Here is a 17,018-nt window from a genome sequence, read left to right on the forward strand (position 1 = left end):
AAACAAAGGCGCCTTGCGGCGCCTTTTCTTTTAGTCTTTTAGAACTGGTCTTCGCTCAACGCGAGCACGCCTTCCCGCCCGTTCGCGCTGACAATCGACGCCTCGATCCCCGGCGCGAGCGACAGAATGTGCTCGGCGAAAAACTCCGCCGTCGCAATCTTCGCGGAATAGAAACGCTCGTCGTCCGCGCGCTTCGCCTGGGCGACGATCATCGCGCGCGCCATCTGCCATCCCGCCAACACAATGCCCGCAAGCCGCAGATACGGCACGCTGCCCGCGAACACCGCATTCGGATCGCTCTTGAATTTCGCGACGATGAACTCGACCGCGCGCGCAAGCGACAGACTTCCCGCGCTCAAGTGCCGATGCATCGACTTGAACGGCTGGCCGTCCGCTTCCGCGAGCGCCGCGATGGTCTGATCGATCTGCGCGAGCAGCGCCTGCGCCGTGGCGCCGCCATCGCGCACGGTCTTGCGGCCGATGAGATCGTTGGCCTGAATCGCCGTCGTGCCTTCGTAGATCGGCAGGATGCGCGCATCGCGATAATGCTGCGCCGCGCCCGTCTCCTCGATGAAGCCCATGCCGCCATGCACCTGCACGCCGATGCTCGCCACATCGACGGACATTTCCGTGCTGAAGCCCTTCACGATCGGCACGAGGTACTCGTAGATCGCCTGATGGCTCTTCCTGGCGGCGTCGTCCGGATGACCGTGCGCGAAATCGCTATGCGCCGCCGCGACATACGCGAGCGCGCGGGCGCCTTCGGTGTAGGCGCGCATCGTCGAGAGCATGCGGCGCACGTCGGGATGATGGATGATCGTCACGGGCTCCTTCGCGCTGCCATCGACAGGACGGCTCTGCACGCGCTCTTTCGCATACGCGACCGCCTGCTGATATGCGCGCTCGGCGACCGCGACACCCTGCATGCCGACGGCAAAACGCGCCGCGTTCATCATGATGAACATGTATTCGAGACCGCGATTCTCCTCGCCGATCAGATAGCCGATCGCGCCGCCGTGATCGCCGTATTGCAGCACCGCGGTCGGGCTGGCCTTGATGCCGAGTTTGTGTTCGATCGATACGCAATGCACGTCGTTGCGTGCGCCGAGCGAGCCGTCTTCGTTGACGAGAAACTTCGGCACGAGAAAGAGAGAGATGCCTTTCACGCCTTCGGGCGCGTCGGGCGTGCGCGCGAGCACGAGATGCACGATGTTCTTCGCCATATCGTGCTCGCCGTAGGTGATGAAAATCTTCGTGCCGAAGATCTTGTACGTGCCGTCGCCCTGCGGCTCGGCGCGCGTGCGCACGAGCGCCAGATCGGAGCCCGCCTGCGGCTCCGTGAGATTCATCGTGCCGGTCCATTCACCTTCGATGAACTTCGGCAGATAGCGCGCCTTCTGTTCATCGCTGCCTGCGGTGAGGAGCGCCTCGATCGCGCCGTCGGTGAGCAGCGGACACAATGCGAAGGAGAGATTCGCCGAGTTCAGCGCTTCGATGCACGGCGTCGCGATGAGCTTCGGCAAGCCCTGCCCGCCGAAGTCCACCGGATGGATGACGCCTTGCCAGCCGCCTTCCGCGAACTGACGGAACGCGGCCTTGAAGCCGGGCGTCGTCGTGACTTCGCCGTTCGCCCACGCGCTCGGCGTGCGGTCACCGGCGACATTCAGCGGCGCCAGGACTTCGCCGCAAAAACGCGCGGCTTCCTCGACGACGGCCTGCGCCGTGTCGAAGCCTGCATCTTCGTGACCAGGCAGCGCGGCGATGCTGTCGATATCCGCCAGTTCCTTCATTACGAACAGCATGTCCTTGACCGGGGCGCTGTAGCTCATCGTCTTGTCTCCTCTCTCTAACGATATTTCGGTACAAAAAAAGGGCGCAACGTTCGTCGCGCCCTTTGTTTTTCTTTGTGGCGAGTGTTCGACTCACACCGGCGAGACTTAGCCGAGTTCTTTCACCAGTTCCGGCACGACCGCGAACAGATCGCCGACGAGACCGTAATCGGCCACGCTGAAGATCGGCGCTTCCGGGTCCTTGTTGATCGCGACGATGACCTTCGAATCCTTCATGCCGGCCAGATGCTGAATCGCGCCCGAGATGCCGACCGCCACGTACAGTTGCGGCGCGACGATCTTGCCGGTTTGACCGACCTGATAATCGTTCGGCACATAGCCCGCATCGACTGCCGCGCGCGATGCGCCCAAGGCCGCGTTGAGTTTGTCGGCGAGCGGTTCGAGCGTCTTCGTATAGTTCTCGCCGCTGCCGAGGCCGCGTCCACCCGACACGATAATGTGTGCGCTCGTCAGTTCCGGACGATCCAGCTTCGTCACTTCACGGCTCACGAACTGCGAGATGCCTGCATCGGCTGCGGCTTCGATCTTTTCGATCTGAGCGTTACCGCCTTCGGCCGCAACCGGATCAAAACCCGTCGCGCGCACCGTGATGACCTTGATCGGATCGCTCGATTGCACCGTGGCGATCGCATTGCCCGCGTAGATCGGGCGCTCGAACGTGTCGGCGCTATCGACGGCGGTGATATCGCTGATCTGCGCGACATCGAGATGCGCTGCGATACGCGGCGCGATGTTCTTACCGTAAGCGGTCGCGGGAGCGAAGATATGCGAATAGTCCTTCGCGATGTTCAGTACCGTGCCGTCGATGTTTTCTGCGAGGCCGTCCGCGAGTTGAGGCGCATCGGCGAGCAGCACTTTCGAAACGCCCGCGATCTTCGCGGCCGCATCCGCCGCGCCCTGCGCGTTCGAACCTGCGATCAGCACATGCACATCGCCGCCAACCTTCGCCGCCGCTGCAACCGTGTTCAGCGTCGCTGCCTTGATCGACGCATTGTCGTGTTCCGCAATTACCAGAATCGTCATTTTTTCGCGTCTCCTTTACAGCACTTTGGCTTCGGTCTTGAGCTTCTCGACCAGCGTCTTCACGTCGGGCACCATGATGCCCGCGCTGCGCTTCGGCGGCTCGACGACCTTCAGCGTCTTCAGACGCGGCGCGACATCGACGCCCAGATCGGCGGGCTTCACCGTCGTCAGCGTCTTCTTCTTCGCCTTCATGATGTTCGGCAGCGTCACGTAGCGCGGCTCGTTCAGGCGCAGATCCGTGGTGATCACTGCGGGAAGCTTCAGCGACAGCGTTTCCGCGCCGCCATCGACTTCACGCGACACAGTCGCCTTGCCGTCCGCGACCACGACCTTCGATGCGAACGTCGCCTGCGGCAGACCCGCCAGTGCAGCGAGCATCTGACCGGTTTGATTCGAATCGTCGTCGATTGCCTGCTTGCCGAGGATGACGAGTTCAGGCTTTTCCTGATCGACCAGCGCCTTCAGAATCTTCGCCACCGCCAGCGGTTGCAGTTCGTCGGCGGATTCGACGAGGATCGCGCGATCCGCGCCAATTGCCAGCGCAGTACGCAGCGTTTCCTGACACTGTGTCACGCCGCACGACACGGCAATCACTTCCGTCGCGACACCCGCTTCCCTCAGACGCACCGCCTCTTCGACGGCGATCTCGTCGAACGGGTTCATCGACATCTTCACATTGGCGATATCGACGCCCGTGTTATCCGACTTCACCCGGACCTTCACGTTGTAGTCGACCACGCGCTTGACTGGCACCAGAATTTTCATGCACACGCTCCAAAGTTACGATTACGTCAACCCAGCGTCATTATACGAGCGACGCGACGGATAACCCCTCCCGCGACGGGTGGGTTGAGGCATCGTGCAATAGCTATGCGCTTATTTTTATCGAACGGTCGTTCTATTTCTATCCACGAAAACCCGAACATCACCCGTGAAATCGATTACCAGGCCGTAATCACCGCCCCCGCATATTTGCCTTCGACGAACTGCTTCACCTCCGGCGAGTGATACGCCGCGATGAGTTTGGCGACCCACGGCTTGTCCTTGTCGGCCGCGCGGATCGCAATGATGTTGACGTACGGACCGCGCGGATCCTCGATGGCGATCGCGTCCGACTTCGGCTTGAGGCCGGCTTCCATCGCGAAGTTCGTGTTGATGGCGGCGGCGTCGACGTCGTCGAGCGACCGCGGAATCTGCGCGGCGTCGAGTTCGACGATCTTCAGTTTCTTCGGATTCTCGACGATATCGAGCGGCGTCGCCTTCAGGCCCGCATCCGCGCGCAGCTTGATCAGGCCTTGCTTCTGCAGCAGCAACAATGCACGGCCGCCGTTGGTCGGATCGTTAGGCACCGCGATGCGCGCGCCGTTGCCGAGCGCCGACAGCGACTTCAGCTTCTTCGAATAGATGCCCATGGGAAACGTCACGGTATCGGCGATCCGGATGAGCTTGTAGCCGCGGTCCTTCACCTGCGCGTCGAGATACGGCAGATGCTGATAGCTGTTCGCGTCGAGATCGCCGGCGGCGAGCGCGGCGTTCGGCTGCACGTAATCCGAGAACTCGACGACCGTGATCTTGAGGCCGTTCTTCGCGGCGACCTGCTTCACGACATCCATGATCTGCGCGTGCGGGCCGCCGGTCACGCCCAGCTTGATCGCGTCTTCAGCGTGCGCGACGCCGTTGAACAGCGTTGCGCTCAGAAGCGCGGCGGCGAACTTCAAAATGAATCGACGTTGCATGGTTTTCTTGAGTGGTTATTTGTGGCTGAGACGACGAACGAGCCAGTCGCCGAAGGATTGCACGAGCTGCACGAATACGATGAGGATGACCACGACGGTGATCATCACTTCAGGCAAGAAGCGCTGATAGCCATAGCGGATGCCGAGATCGCCGAGACCGCCGCCGCCGATCGCGCCCGCCATCGCCGAATAGCCGACGAGCGACACGAACGTGATGGTGAGCCCCGCCACGACGCCCGGCAGCGATTCCGGCAGCAGCACCTTGAAGACGATCTGGCTCGTGGTCGCGCCCATCGCCTGCGCGGCTTCGATGAGACCGCGATCCACTTCGCGCAGCGCGGTTTCGACAAGCCGCGCGATGAACGGCGCGGCGGCGATGGTCAGCGGCACGACAGCGGCCGCGGTGCCGATCGACGAGCCGACGACGAGCCGCGTGAACGGAATCACCGCGACGAGCAGGATGATGAACGGCGTCGAACGCACCGCATTGACGATGCCGCCGAGCACGCGATTCACGCCGATGTTCTGCAACACGCCATCGCGATCGGTCAGATAGAGCAGCACGCCGAGCGGCAAACCGACGGCCGCGCCGACGAGTCCCGAGATGCCGACCATGATCAGCGTTTCCCAGAACGACTGCACGAACATGTCGAACATTTCACTCAACATGGGACAACTCCTCCACGACGACACCCTGGGAACGCAAATACTCGATCGCTTCCGCGATCTTCACCGGCTGGCCACCCGCGAGCACCGCGAGCGAGCCGAACGCCTGCCCCTGAATCTCGTCGATCTGGCCGTGCAGGATGTTGAAATCGAGCTCGTAACGGCGGATCGTCTCCGAGAGAATCGGCTGATCGACGCCCGAGCCGGTGAACGCGAGCCGCAGCAAATGGCCGCTGCCGGTCTTCAGGCGCTCGATGACGCGCGCCTTCAACGCGGGCGGCAACTCGTGCGCGATCACATCGCCGATCAGCGCGCGCGTGACTTCGTGATGCGGCTGCATGAAGACATCGACGACCTTGCCCTCCTCCACCACGCGGCCCGCGTCGAGCACAGCGACGCGATCGCACACCTGCTTGATCACTTCCATCTGATGCGTGATGAGCACGATCGTGAGACCGAGTTCGCGATTGATCTTGCGCAGCAGATCGAGAATCGCGCGCGTGGTTTCCGGATCGAGCGCGGACGTGGCTTCGTCGGAAAGCAGCACTTTCGGCCTGCTCGCGAGCGCCCGCGCGATACCCACGCGCTGCTTCTGCCCGCCGCTGATCTGCGCGGGATACTTGTCCTTGTGCGTCGTAAGACCGACGAGATCGAGCAGCGGCAAGACGGCCGCCTCGATTTCCGCGCGCTTCTTGCCGGCGAGTTCGAGCGGCAACGCGACGTTGTCGTACACCGTGCGCGAGCTCAGCAGATTGAAATGCTGAAAGATCATGCCGATGTCGCGGCGCGCCGCGCGCAGATCGTCCTTGCCGAGCGTCGTGAGATCGCGTTCGTCGACGATCACGTTGCCTTCGCTTGGCCGCGTCAGCAGATTGATGGTGCGCACCAGCGTGCTCTTGCCAGCGCCGCTGCGCCCGATGATGCCGAACACTTCGCCGGCGGGAATCGTCAGATTGACGTTGTGCAGCGCCTCGACCCAGCCCCGGGGCCCCGCGAAGCGCTGCGAGAGATTGCGTATTTCGATCATGAAAAATGCAAACGGCGGAAGGCTCGCCGGGTGAAACGCACCCGCGCCGCCGGCCGCCGCCTGTTTGTAGTCGTAGTAGTACCGTCGCCCGCGATTTTACCGGACGCGTTACATTCTGTTTAATAATGATTTCAGATCGACTAATAACGTGGAGATATTTACAGGCCCATGTCCCGGCATATTTATTCGAGGAGCGCAGTCACGACGCGAAGCGGCGTGGAACTGTTCCTGCATCGCTGGCAGCCCGCGCCGGATGTCGAACTGAACGCGCGCATCGCGCTCGTTCACGGCCTCGGCGAGCACGCGGGGCGTTACGACGCGCTCGCGATCGCGTTGAACGCGGCGGGCATCGAAGTGATCGCGATCGATCTGCGTGGGCACGGGAAGTCGTCGGGCGATCGGGCGTGGGTGCGCGTGTTCACGGACTATCTGCGTGACGCCGACGTGCTGCTCGAAGCGTGCGCCGCGACGCCGCCCGTCGCCACGCCGCTCTTTCTGATGGGCCATAGCATGGGCGGCACGATCGCGGCGCTCTATGCCGCCGAACGCGCGAAAGAGAAAAAACTGGCCGGTTTGATTCTGTCGAGTCCTGCATTGAAGATCGGCGCGGGCACGCCACGCTGGAAGGCGAAGTTTTCCCGTATCGTCGGGACGGTAGCGCCGCGCCTGGCCGCGTTCAGCATCGACCCGGCGCTGCTTTCGCGCGCGCCGGGTGTCGTCGAAGCGTATAAGCGCGATCCGCTCGTGCTTCACGGCGCGGTCCCGGCGCGCACGGCCGCGCAGATTCTCGCCGGGATGGAGCGCGTGGCGGCGAAACGAGGCGAGATCGCACTGCCGCTTCTCGTCTTCCACGGCAACGAGGACGCGATCTGCGATCCCGCCGGCAGCCGCGAATTCGAAGCGAACGCGGGATCGACCGACAGCACGCTCGCGATTCACGTAGGCAGCGCGCACGAAACGCTCAACGATCTCGACCGCGATCGCGTGATCCGCGAGCTCATCGACTGGATTCTGGTGCGCGCCGACTACGCGCGCACGCATACGCCCCGCTAGATTTCCGCGAGCACCCGCAGATGCGCGACGACGCTGCGACCCAGCGCCGACAGGTTGTAGCCGCCTTCCAGACAACTCACGATGCGCCCTTGCGCGTGACGCTTCGCCACCGCGCGGACCTGCTCGGTGATCCACGCGTAATCGTCCTCGACGAGGCCCATGTTGGCCATGTCGTCTTCGCGATGCGCGTCGAAGCCGGCGGAGACGAAGATCATCTGCGGCTTGAATTCCTCGAGCCGCGGCAGCCATAACATGTCGACGACTTCGCGCACCTGCATGCCCTTCGTGCGCGCGGGCAGCGGCACGTTGACCATGTTCGACGCGTGATTGTCGGCGCCGCTGAACGGATAGAACGGATGCTGGAAGAAGCTGCACATCAGCACGCGCGAATCGCCGCTGAACGCGGCCTCGGTGCCGTTGCCGTGATGCACGTCGAAATCGACGATGGCGACGCGCTGCAAGCCGTGCACTTCGAGCGCATGACGCGCGGCGATCGCGACGTTGTTGAAGAGGCAGAAGCCCATCGCGCGCGCGGGCTCCGCGTGATGGCCCGGCGGGCGCACGCTGCAGAACGCGTTGTCGTAGCGGCCTTCGATGACGGCATCGGTCGCCGCGATCGCCGCGCCCGCCGCGCGCAACGCGGCACGATAGGACTCGGGGCACATCGACGTATCGGGATCGAGTTCGCTTCTGCCCGACTCCGGGGTGCGACTCTTGATGTAGTCGATGTGCGCCTGCGTGTGCACGCGCGCGAGGTCGGTTTCCTCGGCGAGCGGCGCTTCCTCGCGCTCGATGAGCGAATCGATCCGGCTCGCGATCAGCTGATCTTCGATCGCCTGCAAACGCGCCGGACACTCGGGATGCCACTGGCCGTTGTCGTGTCGAAGGCAGTCGGGGTGGGAGTAAAAGCCGGTGGCCATGATGTCTCGCAATGCCGCTTTCGTCGGCTCTCGTCTCGTATTTTTTCGTCATACGCGACCACGTGTCGCGCAATTGACGTTAAGTTACCACACCGTTCGGCACGCCCGCCCTCCCTCCGGCACATGGACAGTATGGGCGCGATGCGTCGGTTATACTGCCCCGACGCCTTGCCGGCCGAGCGGTTGCGCGCGGCAGCTTGCAGGCCGTTGCGTTCCGTTAGGCGTTTTGGCCGCTCGTGCATCTGGCATCGTCCCTACCGCCCTCAACCACGCACACTATGACTTTCCAGTTTGCTCCGTTCGACTTCACGGCTCCGTTCAAGCCGGCAAAGCGCGCACTCGTTGGTTCCCTCGTCTGCGCGCTCGGCTTTCTTTCCGGCAACAGTGCCTTTGCGCAGTCGCAGCAACCGCAGGCCGCGACGCCGCAAGGGCAGATGTTCGAAGAAGAGATCGTGCCGCAGCGCTACGCGAACAATCCGAATGTCGAAGCGTTCATCAACGACATGGTCGCGCGCTACGACTTCGATTCGTCGGCGCTGCACGACCTGTTCGCCCGCGTGAGTTATTCGGCGACGGCGGCGAAGCTGGTCCTGCCGTCCCCCACGCCGCAAACCAAGAACTGGCGCGCGTATCAGGCGCGTTTCATCGAGCCGGTACGCATCAATGCCGGCGTGAAGTTCTGGCGCGCGAATCAGGCCACGTTGCAACGCGCCGCGGAGCAATTCGGCGTGCCGCCCGAAGTGATCGTCGGGATCATCGGCGTGGAGACGATCTACGGCAAGTACATGGGCAACTTCCGCGCGCTCGACGCGCTGACCACGCTCACCTTCGATTATCCGAACACGCCGAACCGCGTCGAGCGCATGGCGACCTTCCGCAAGAATCTGGAAGACCTGCTCGTGTGGACGCGCGACTCGCAGATCGATCCGACGACCGTGCTCGGTTCGTACACCGGCGCGATCGGCATTCCGCAGTTCCTGCCGAGCAGCATCGTGCAATACGCGGTCGATTACGACGGCAACAGCCGCATCGATCTGCGCACGAGCCCGGCGGATGCCATCGGCAGCGTGGCGAATTATCTGAAGCAGAACGGCTGGGAGCCGGGTCGGCCGGTCGTGTGGCGTATCGCGGGGGATGTCGGCAGTCAGGGCATCGCGCAAGCCGCCGCCGATGGCGCGCCGGAACCGAAGTGGTCGCTCGCGCAACTGACGAAGGCCGGCATGCTGCTCAACGAGCCGGGACTGAACATCGCGGCCGAAGCGCCGACGCCGCTCACCGTGGTCGATCTGCCCACGCCCGGCCGCGCGACCGAATACACGTTGGGGCTGAAGAACTTCTACGTGCTCACGCGCTACAACCGCAGCTTCTTCTATGCGCTCGCCGTGTATCAACTGGGCGAAGCAGTGAAGGCGCGCATGATGGCGGGCGATACGGGCACGAACCCGCAGTGATGTCGTCCCCGCGCTGAAAAAAACAAAACCCCGGCACACGCCGGGGTTTTTTTCATCGAACTGGCGAAACGCGCGGCATCAAGCCGGAAATACGCCCGTCGACAGATAACGATCGCCACGATCGCAGATGATGAACACGATGGTTGCGTTCTCCACCTGACGCGCGATGCGCAGCGCGACCTCGCACGCGCCGCCGGACGAAATGCCCGCGAAGATCCCTTCCACCGATGCGAGGCGTCGCGCCATCGTTTCGGACGCCGCCTGGCTCACGTTCTCCACGCGATCGACACGGCTGCGATCGAAGATCTTCGGCAGATACGCTTCCGGCCACTTGCGGATGCCCGGAATGCGCGAGCCCTCTTCCGGCTGCGCACCGATGATCTCGATCTTCTGGTTCTGTTCCTTCAGATACTTCGACACGCCCATGATCGTGCCGGTCGTGCCCATCGACGAGACGAAGTGCGTGAGGCGGCCTTCGGTCTGACGCCACAGCTCGGGCCCTGTGCCTTCGTAGTGCGCGAGCGGGTTGTCGGGATTCGCGAACTGATCGAGGATGATGCCCTTGCCATCGCGCTGCATCTGATCGGCGAGATCGCGCGCGTATTCCATGCCGCCCGTCACCGGCGTGAGCACGATTTCCGCGCCATACGCGGCCATGCTCTGACGGCGCTCGACCGACAGATCTTCGGGCATCAGCAGCACCATCTTGTAGCCGCGCATCGCGGCGGCCATCGCGAGCGCGATGCCGGTGTTGCCGCTCGTCGCTTCGATCAGCGTGTCGCCCGGCTTGATGCGGCCGCGCTCTTCAGCTTTCCTAATCATCGACAGCGCCGGACGATCCTTCACCGAGCCCGCCGGATTGTTGCCTTCGAGCTTGCCGAGCACGATGTTGTTACGGCTGCGGATTTCATCGTCCACGACGCGGACGAGTTGCACGAGCGGCGTGTTGCCGATCGTGTCTTCGATAGTCATGTAAGCCATATGCGAAAGCGGTCGATCCCCACGCACGACGCGTCTGCAGCGGGGAATTTGGTGTAGGGGATGCGTCGATTGTAGCCCAGTGGTCCCGCCGATGCCGGCGCGCCCCTGATGCGCGGATGGATTGCCGCGCGAAGCCGTAAGCCGGATGACAGAACCCCGGCCGCGCCTACGCGCCGTGCGCATATGCAAAAAACCCCGCGGGGAGGCCGTCCGCGGGGAGCCCAAAACATCGGAAGGCTGAAGGAGACCGGTGACGCGCCTTCGAGCCGTCCGCTATTTCTTCACGACAACCGGTTTGGATGACGTGGACGCCGAAACCTGCGTCGCGACCGCCGAGTTTGCGGCGCCGGGCGGTGCGGCATTACCCGGCGTTGCGGCCGCTGCCGTCTTCGACGCGGCGCCCACCGTCAAGCCCTCCGCTTCGAGACGTTGAACCGTCTTGCCGCCCATACCTTTCACGCGCGTGCCGAGATCGGTGGCGTCCTTGAACGGGCCGTGCGCCTGACGTTCATCGAGAATGGCTTTCGCCTTCGCCGGACCGATGCCCTTGATGCCGCGCAGCGCGTCAGAGTTGGCGGTATTGACGTCGACGGCCGCCCACGCGCTACCGATGGAAAAGATGAGCGCGAACGCGGCGATCGACGAGAGTGCTTGCTTGAACATGACTGAGTCTCCGAGAAGAACCGGCCGGCACCAGCGCCGACCGTGAGACCCAGTGTAGAGAGACGCGAAACGCGTTTATAGCTGGCCGAATAGCCAACGCACGTAACGATCGACGCCTTCCTGAACGGTCAGAAACGGCGCGTCGTAACCCGCCGCGCGCAGGCGCGACTGGTCCGCCTGAGTGAAGCATTGATATTTGCCGCGCAGTGCGTCGGGGAACGGAATGTACTCGATGAGCCCGCGCTGCACCAGCTCCGCGAGCGACAGCGAAGCTTCGCCGTTGAGCGCGCGCAACGAGTTCACGACCGTCGACGCGATATCGTTGAACGGTTGGGCGCGTCCCGTGCCGAGATTGAAGATGCCCGACTTCTCCGGATGATCGAAGAAGAAGAGGTTCACCTTCACGACATCTTCGACCGAGATGAAATCGCGCGTCTGTTCGCCGGCCGCGTAGCCGTTGTATTCGCCGAAAAGCTTGACCTTGCCTTCCGAGCGGAACTGGTTGAAGTTGTGGAACGCAACCGAGGCCATGCGGCCCTTGTGCGTCTCGCGCTGGCCGTACACGTTGAAGTAGCGAAAGCCGACGATCTGACTCTGCGCCTTCGGCAATACCTGACGCACGATCTGATCGAAGAGGAATTTCGAATAGCCGTAGACATTGAGCGGCTTCTCGACTTCGCGCTCCTCGACGAAGCGGCTCGACCCGCCGTAAGTCGCCGCCGACGACGCGTACAGGAACTGCGCGCCCTGCGCGAGGCACGCGTCCATGACGTCGCGGCTGTAGCGGAAGTTGTTGTCCATCATGTAGCGGCCGTCGGTTTCCATCGTGTCCGAACAGGCGCCTTCATGGAACACCGCGCGCACCTTCCCGAAATCGCCGCGCCTGAAGCGCTCGACGAACTCGGTTTTATCGAGGTAATCGTCGATCTCGCAATCGACCAGATTCTTGAACTTGTCGGCGCGCGTGAGATTGTCGACCGCGATCACGCGGTTCTCGCCACGTTCGTTGAGCGCCTTGACGAAATTGCTGCCGATGAACCCGGCAGCACCGGTAACGATGATGGTCATGGCGAAGTATCAGATAAGGTCAGGCGAAGAGTTCGTTGTAGTCGACGGTCGCCGTGCCGAGCTTGCCCACGACAATACCCGCCGCGCGGTTCGCATAGACGATCGAGTCGACGAGCGGCACACCCGCGCCCAGCATGGTCGCGACCGTTGCGATGACGGTGTCGCCCGCACCCGAGACATCATACACTTCGCGTGCTTCGGCCGATGTGTGCAGCACCTGGTTCTCGGTGAAGAGCGTCATGCCTTCCTCGGAACGCGTGAGCAGCAGCGCCGAGAGTTCGAGTTCGGCGCGCAGCTTCGTCACGCGCTCCAGCAGATCCTCTTCGGACTTCCATTGGCCGATCACCTCGCGCAGTTCCGCGCGATTCGGCGTGATGAGCGTGGCCCCGCGATAACGGTCCCAGTCGTCGCCCTTCGGATCGACGAGCACCGGCTTGCCGGCGCGCTTCGCGTCCGCGATCATCTGCGTGACGTGCGTCAGGCCGCCCTTCGCGTAGTCCGACATGAGGATCACGTCGTGCAGAGGCAGCAGTTCCGCGAAACGCGCGAGGCACGCGCGCAGCACTTCGTGATTCGGCGTGTTCTCGAAATCGACGCGCAGCAGTTGCTGCTGGCGCGACAGCACGCGCAGCTTGATCGTCGTGAGCAGTTCGGGGTCGCGTTCGAGGTGCCCCGCGACCTTGCTCTCGCCGAGCAGTTCGACGACGCGCTCGCCCGGCTCGTCGTGCCCGACCGCGCAAAGCAGCCCCGTCTGCGCGCCGAGCGCCGCCGCGTTTCGCGCGACGTTCGCCGCGCCGCCGAGACGGTCTTCCTTCTTCTGCACGTGCACGACCGGAACGGGCGCTTCGGGCGAGATGCGGTTGACGTCGCCGAACCAGTAACGGTCGAGCATCACGTCGCCGACCACCAGCACACGCGCCGCCGAAATGCGCGCACGCGGCACGACGGGAATATCGGCTTTAGTTGCTGCTGCCGTTGCGGCCGAGTTCGACATGGGGACGTCCTATTGCAAAGTAGTCGATGCCCATTTCGGCCATCGCTTCCGGTTCATACAGATTGCGGCCGTCGAAGATCACCGGCGTCTTCAATGCGCTCTTCAGATGCCAGAAATCCGGGCTCTTGAATTCCTTCCATTCGGTCACGATGACGAGCCCGTCCGCTCCCGTCAGCGCATCCTGTTGGGTCTTCATGAAGTGCAGGCGCTTCAGGTCTTCCGGGCGATCCGCGAGATCGAGCGCGAACACGCGCTCTGCCTCATCGCGCGCAACGGGATCGTAGCCGCGCACGGTGGCGCCGCGCCGCAGAAGCGCCTCGATGATGCGCCGGCTCGACGCTTCGCGCATGTCGTCGGTATTGGGCTTGAAGGCGAGGCCCCAAATGGCGAACGTGCGCCCGCGCAGGTCTTCGCCCATGCGCTTCACGATCTTGTTGACGAGCACTTCCTTCTGGTCGTTATTGACCGCTTCCACCGCTTCGAGAATGCGCAGCGTGTGGCCGTTCTCCCGCGCCGTCTGCGCGAGCGCCTGCACGTCCTTCGGAAAGCACGAGCCGCCGTAGCCGCAGCCCGCGTACAGGAAGTGATAGCCGATGCGCGGATCCGAGCCGATGCCGCGCCGCACCGATTCGATATCGGCGCCGACGGTGTCCGCGAGATTCGACAGATCGTTCATGAACGAGATGCGCGTCGCGAGCATCGCGTTGGCGGCGTATTTCGTGAACTCTGCCGAGCGCACGTCCATGTACAGCGTGCGCTCGTGATTGCGGTTGAACGGCGCGTAGAGGCGCTTCATCTTCTCGCGCGCGCGATTGCCCGCGTCGTCGTCGTCGATGCCGATCACGATGCGATCGGGGCGCATGAAGTCATCGACCGCCGCGCCTTCCTTCAGGAACTCCGGATTCGACACGACCGAGAAGCGATGTTTGTCCGAGCCTTCGAGCCCGCGCGTCTTCAGCTCTTCGTCGATGACCTTCTGCACCTGCAGCGCCGTGCCGACCGGCACCGTCGATTTATCGACGATCACCTTGAAGCCGTTCGAATATTTGCCGATGTTGCGCGCCGCCGCGAGCACGTACTGCAAGTCGGCCGAGCCGTCTTCGTCGGGCGGCGTGCCCACGGCGATGAACTGGATATCGCCGTGCTCCACGCTCGCTTTCACGTCGGTGGAAAACTGGATGCGGCCGGCCGCGCGCGTGCGCCTCAGCATTTCCTGAAGGCCCGGCTCGTGGATCGGCACGCCGCCATTGTTGAGAATTTCGATCTTGCGCGGATCGACGTCCACGCAAAACACGTCATTGCCGATTTCGGCAAGGCACGCGCCGGTCACAAGACCGACGTAACCCGTGCCGACGATGGTTACTTTCATACGCTTTCCGGTGGTTTCTGAAATGCCGGTGGCGGAAGCGGCGCGCGCACGCGCCGCATGATGTCGTGCTTGCCGCGCGGGTTCAGGCCGAGTTCGTGATCGGCTCGACGCGGCGCGGTGCGTACGTCTCCCAGCCGCTGCAGCCGGGACATTGCCAATAGAATAGTCGCGCACGGAAGCCGCAAGTTTGACACGTATAGCGCGGCAGATTCTTAGTGCGCTGTTTCACCAGATTACGCATCAGCTCGAGCTCGCCGCGGCGCGGCTCGTCGGCTGTCGCTTCCTGCGCTTCGAGCAGGCGCGTCATGCCCGCGAGATTCGGCGCGCTCTGCATCTGCTTGCGCGCGAGCGCGTGCGCCGCTTCCAGGCCGCGCAATTCCTGCACGTGCTTGTACGCGACATCGAGCAAATCGTTCGACGGATAACGGGTCGTGTAATCGATCAGCAGGTCGACGCCCTCGTCCCTGTGCCCGAGCGCGCTGTACGCCTTCATCAGCTTCTCGGCGACAAGCGGCAGATACGCTTCGTTCTGTTCCTCGACACGCTTCCAGTTCGCGATCGCAGCTTCGACGTTGCCCGCGGCGGCTTCGACATCGCCCGCGAGGATCGTCGCGCGCACGTTGTCCGGGTTCGACGCCAGCGCGAGCTTCAGTTCGGCGCGCGCGCCATCGGGATTCTTGCGCTGCAAGGCTTCCTGCGCGAGCTCGCAGTGAAAATGCGCGATCTCCATATGCAGCGACGGCGCGCCCATCTTCTCGATCTGCTCGGCCGTCGTGATCGACTTCGGCCAGTCTTTTTCGATCTCGTAGATGGTCAGGAGCGCGCGCTGCGCGCCGAGCGAATACTCGCCCGAGTTCAGCGACTTGAACGTTTCCTCCGCACGATCCAGCAAGCCCGCCTTCAGAAAGTCCTGACCGAGTTCATATAACGCGTGATCGCGTTCGGCGGCCGGCAAATCCGCGCGGCTCAGGAGATTCTGGTGCACGCGGATCGCGCGATCGGTTTCGCCACGGCGGCGGAACAGATTGCCGAGCGCGAAGTGCAGTTCGATCGTTTCTGGATCGAGCTTGGCGACCTCGATGAATGCGTCGATCGCCTTGTCGTGTTGTTCGTTGAGAAGAAAATTGAGGCCGCGAAAATACGATCGCGGCAGGTTCGCATTCTCGGACAGCAGCGTTTTCAGGTCATAGCGGGACGCCATCCACCCCAGCGCGAACGCGACGGGAATGACGAGCAGCCACCAGAAGTCTAGATCCATGCGATTAGTCGTTGAATGTTAGGTGTCTGCTTTCGCGGCGCGTCAGATGAGCGGCGGCATCGGCGGTTCTTCCTTGACAACCGGTGTCTCGCGCGCGACGCGCAGTTCGCGCCTGAGGCGGCCGTTTTCCATGCGCAGACGCACCATCGCCGGCACCGCGGATACGAGTCCCGCCAGCAATCCGACGACGAAAAACGCGAGGCCGATCAGAATCAGCGGCGCTGTCCAGGCGTAGCCCGCGAGGAAGTTCAACGTCGCGGACTGAGTATTGGCGAGCGCCAGCACCAGCAACAACACGAATACCAGAACGCGGATCAGCCAGACGATGAATTTCATGTAGGGTCTCGCAAGAGCGGTTGCACCAGTCGACCCGCCCTTTTCGGCCGGGCCTGCGCGGTTGAACACCCAGGTCAAAGTGACCGGTATTGTAATTGATGCGTCCGAGCGCTGGCGGTCGCCGGTTCGCCGCTCGATTTTTTAGCAAACAATGAACCCGTCGCGTCACATCGTCGGTGAATAAACGCCGCGCATAAAAAAAGCACCCCGAAGGGTGCTTTCCTGGTCGATTGCCTCGTGGCCGGACGCCGCGAACCGAAAATCCAGAAGGATCATCAGTCAGGATGCGCCGATCAGAGATCGTCCGCATCGTCGTCATTCGACGCCTTCAGAGGCTCGCCCGCACGGCCGTCGACGCGTTCGCGCAATTCTTTGCCCGGCTTGAAGTGCGGCACGAATTTCTCCGGTACCAGCACCTTCTCACCCGACTTGGGATTGCGCCCGACGCGAGACGGACGACGGTTGAGCCCAAAGCTGCCGAAGCCGCGGATCTCGATGCGGTGACCGTTGGCCAAAGCCTCCGACATCGCATCGAGCATCGTCTTCACCGCGAAATCCGCATCCTTGAGGACAAGTTGCGGAAATCGCGACGCCAACTGGGCGACCAATTCCGATTTGGTCAT

At 63.0% G+C, this 17,018-nt stretch carries 17 protein-coding genes; 2 read left to right on the forward strand and 15 right to left on the reverse strand.

The features are described from left to right. Positions 1-38: 38 nt before the first annotated feature. The 6 genes from IAG25_RS16650 to IAG25_RS16675 all read right to left on the reverse strand — a co-directional run bounded on the left by IAG25_RS16650 (position 39) and on the right by IAG25_RS16675 (position 6,302). Positions 39-1,829: an acyl-CoA dehydrogenase gene (locus IAG25_RS16650; protein WP_187605840.1), complete on the reverse strand. Its 1,791-nt coding sequence runs from the start codon at positions 1,827-1,829 to the stop codon at positions 39-41. Positions 1,830-1,937: 108 nt separating this feature from the next. Continuing rightward, complete coding sequence (locus tag IAG25_RS16655; RefSeq protein ID WP_187605841.1) at positions 1,938-2,873, reverse strand: electron transfer flavoprotein subunit alpha/FixB family protein; 936 nt, start codon at positions 2,871-2,873, stop codon at positions 1,938-1,940. Positions 2,874-2,888: 15 nt separating this feature from the next. After that, on the reverse strand, positions 2,889-3,638 hold the full coding sequence (locus tag IAG25_RS16660) for an electron transfer flavoprotein subunit beta/FixA family protein (RefSeq protein ID WP_035503223.1): 750 nt from the start codon (positions 3,636-3,638) through the stop codon (positions 2,889-2,891). A 176-nt stretch (positions 3,639-3,814) separates the two neighbouring features. Next, complete coding sequence (locus IAG25_RS16665) at positions 3,815-4,609, reverse strand: MetQ/NlpA family ABC transporter substrate-binding protein (protein ID WP_187605842.1); 795 nt, start codon at positions 4,607-4,609, stop codon at positions 3,815-3,817. 15 nt (positions 4,610-4,624) lie between these two features. Then, positions 4,625-5,278, reverse strand: a complete 654-nt coding sequence (locus IAG25_RS16670; protein ID WP_008342358.1) for a methionine ABC transporter permease — start codon at positions 5,276-5,278, stop codon at positions 4,625-4,627. Beyond that, positions 5,268-6,302, reverse strand: a complete 1,035-nt coding sequence (locus tag IAG25_RS16675) for a methionine ABC transporter ATP-binding protein (protein WP_187605843.1) — start codon at positions 6,300-6,302, stop codon at positions 5,268-5,270. Before IAG25_RS16675 ends, IAG25_RS16670 begins: the two co-directional genes overlap by 11 nt. 168 nt (positions 6,303-6,470) lie before the next feature. Here IAG25_RS16675 and IAG25_RS16680 point away from each other — a divergent pair, with 168 nt between their 5' ends. After that, positions 6,471-7,355, forward strand: coding sequence for an alpha/beta hydrolase (locus IAG25_RS16680; protein WP_187605844.1), 885 nt, complete (start codon positions 6,471-6,473; stop codon positions 7,353-7,355). Here IAG25_RS16680 and IAG25_RS16685 read toward each other — a convergent pair. Beyond that, entirely contained in the window at positions 7,352-8,275 is a 924-nt protein-coding gene (locus tag IAG25_RS16685) for a histone deacetylase family protein (RefSeq protein WP_187605845.1), read from the reverse strand. The genes IAG25_RS16680 and IAG25_RS16685 overlap by 4 nt on opposite strands. 278 nt (positions 8,276-8,553) lie before the next feature. Here IAG25_RS16685 and mltB point away from each other — a divergent pair, with 278 nt between their 5' ends. Beyond that, positions 8,554-9,726: a lytic murein transglycosylase B gene (mltB, locus tag IAG25_RS16690; RefSeq protein WP_187605846.1), complete on the forward strand. Its 1,173-nt coding sequence runs from the start codon at positions 8,554-8,556 to the stop codon at positions 9,724-9,726. 78 nt (positions 9,727-9,804) lie between these two features. Here mltB and cysM read toward each other — a convergent pair whose 3' ends face one another. From cysM to IAG25_RS16730, 8 genes are all read right to left on the reverse strand, one after another. After that, a complete protein-coding gene (gene cysM, locus IAG25_RS16695; RefSeq protein WP_187605847.1) occupies positions 9,805-10,707 on the reverse strand; it encodes a cysteine synthase CysM in 903 nt (300 codons plus the stop codon). A 273-nt stretch (positions 10,708-10,980) separates the two neighbouring features. Further along, positions 10,981-11,370: a ComEA family DNA-binding protein gene (locus IAG25_RS16700; protein ID WP_187605848.1), complete on the reverse strand. Its 390-nt coding sequence runs from the start codon at positions 11,368-11,370 to the stop codon at positions 10,981-10,983. Positions 11,371-11,445: 75 nt separating this feature from the next. Then, positions 11,446-12,438, reverse strand: a complete 993-nt coding sequence (rfaD, locus tag IAG25_RS16705) for an ADP-glyceromanno-heptose 6-epimerase (RefSeq protein WP_187605849.1) — start codon at positions 12,436-12,438, stop codon at positions 11,446-11,448. 19 nt (positions 12,439-12,457) lie between these two features. Further along, the gene (rfaE1, locus tag IAG25_RS16710; protein WP_187605850.1) at positions 12,458-13,432 is read right to left on the reverse strand and encodes a D-glycero-beta-D-manno-heptose-7-phosphate kinase; all 975 of its coding nucleotides are present in this window, start codon (positions 13,430-13,432) and stop codon (positions 12,458-12,460) included. Next, positions 13,398-14,801, reverse strand: a complete 1,404-nt coding sequence (locus IAG25_RS16715) for a UDP-glucose dehydrogenase family protein (protein ID WP_187605851.1) — start codon at positions 14,799-14,801, stop codon at positions 13,398-13,400. The genes rfaE1 and IAG25_RS16715 overlap by 35 nt, the downstream gene beginning before the upstream one ends. An 82-nt stretch (positions 14,802-14,883) precedes the next feature. After that, positions 14,884-16,059: a lipopolysaccharide assembly protein LapB gene (gene lapB / locus IAG25_RS16720; protein WP_187605852.1), complete on the reverse strand. Its 1,176-nt coding sequence runs from the start codon at positions 16,057-16,059 to the stop codon at positions 14,884-14,886. 42 nt (positions 16,060-16,101) lie between these two features. Further along, positions 16,102-16,395: a LapA family protein gene (locus IAG25_RS16725; RefSeq protein ID WP_035503208.1), complete on the reverse strand. Its 294-nt coding sequence runs from the start codon at positions 16,393-16,395 to the stop codon at positions 16,102-16,104. A 293-nt stretch (positions 16,396-16,688) separates the two neighbouring features. After that, the gene (locus IAG25_RS16730) at positions 16,689-17,018 is read right to left on the reverse strand and encodes an integration host factor subunit beta (protein WP_008342376.1); all 330 of its coding nucleotides are present in this window, start codon (positions 17,016-17,018) and stop codon (positions 16,689-16,691) included.

The sequence above is a fragment of the Caballeronia sp. EK genome, assembly GCF_014384845.1.
GTDB classification, from domain to species: Bacteria; Pseudomonadota; Gammaproteobacteria; order Burkholderiales; family Burkholderiaceae; genus Caballeronia; species Caballeronia jiangsuensis.

Coding starts and splice junctions, on each gene's coding strand:
- IAG25_RS16675 (WP_187605843.1), bottom strand. CDS start 6,302: ATGATCGAAATACGCAATCTCTCGCAGCGCTTCGCGGGGCCCCGGGGC.
- rfaE1 (WP_187605850.1), bottom strand. CDS start 13,432: ATGTCGAACTCGGCCGCAACGGCAGCAGCAACTAAAGCCGATATTCCC.
- IAG25_RS16685 (WP_187605845.1), bottom strand. CDS start 8,275: ATGGCCACCGGCTTTTACTCCCACCCCGACTGCCTTCGACACGACAAC.
- IAG25_RS16700 (WP_187605848.1), bottom strand. CDS start 11,370: ATGTTCAAGCAAGCACTCTCGTCGATCGCCGCGTTCGCGCTCATCTTT.
- IAG25_RS16670 (WP_008342358.1), bottom strand. CDS start 5,278: ATGTTGAGTGAAATGTTCGACATGTTCGTGCAGTCGTTCTGGGAAACG.
- IAG25_RS16665 (WP_187605842.1), bottom strand. CDS start 4,609: ATGCAACGTCGATTCATTTTGAAGTTCGCCGCCGCGCTTCTGAGCGCA.
- cysM (WP_187605847.1), bottom strand. CDS start 10,707: ATGGCTTACATGACTATCGAAGACACGATCGGCAACACGCCGCTCGTG.
- rfaD (WP_187605849.1), bottom strand. CDS start 12,438: ATGACCATCATCGTTACCGGTGCTGCCGGGTTCATCGGCAGCAATTTC.
- lapB (WP_187605852.1), bottom strand. CDS start 16,059: ATGGATCTAGACTTCTGGTGGCTGCTCGTCATTCCCGTCGCGTTCGCG.
- IAG25_RS16730 (WP_008342376.1), bottom strand. CDS start 17,018: ATGACCAAATCGGAATTGGTCGCCCAGTTGGCGTCGCGATTTCCGCAA.
- IAG25_RS16660 (WP_035503223.1), bottom strand. CDS start 3,638: ATGAAAATTCTGGTGCCAGTCAAGCGCGTGGTCGACTACAACGTGAAG.
- IAG25_RS16650 (WP_187605840.1), bottom strand. CDS start 1,829: ATGAGCTACAGCGCCCCGGTCAAGGACATGCTGTTCGTAATGAAGGAA.
- IAG25_RS16715 (WP_187605851.1), bottom strand. CDS start 14,801: ATGAAAGTAACCATCGTCGGCACGGGTTACGTCGGTCTTGTGACCGGC.
- mltB (WP_187605846.1), top strand. CDS start 8,554: ATGACTTTCCAGTTTGCTCCGTTCGACTTCACGGCTCCGTTCAAGCCG.
- IAG25_RS16655 (WP_187605841.1), bottom strand. CDS start 2,873: ATGACGATTCTGGTAATTGCGGAACACGACAATGCGTCGATCAAGGCA.
- IAG25_RS16725 (WP_035503208.1), bottom strand. CDS start 16,395: ATGAAATTCATCGTCTGGCTGATCCGCGTTCTGGTATTCGTGTTGTTG.
- IAG25_RS16680 (WP_187605844.1), top strand. CDS start 6,471: ATGTCCCGGCATATTTATTCGAGGAGCGCAGTCACGACGCGAAGCGGC.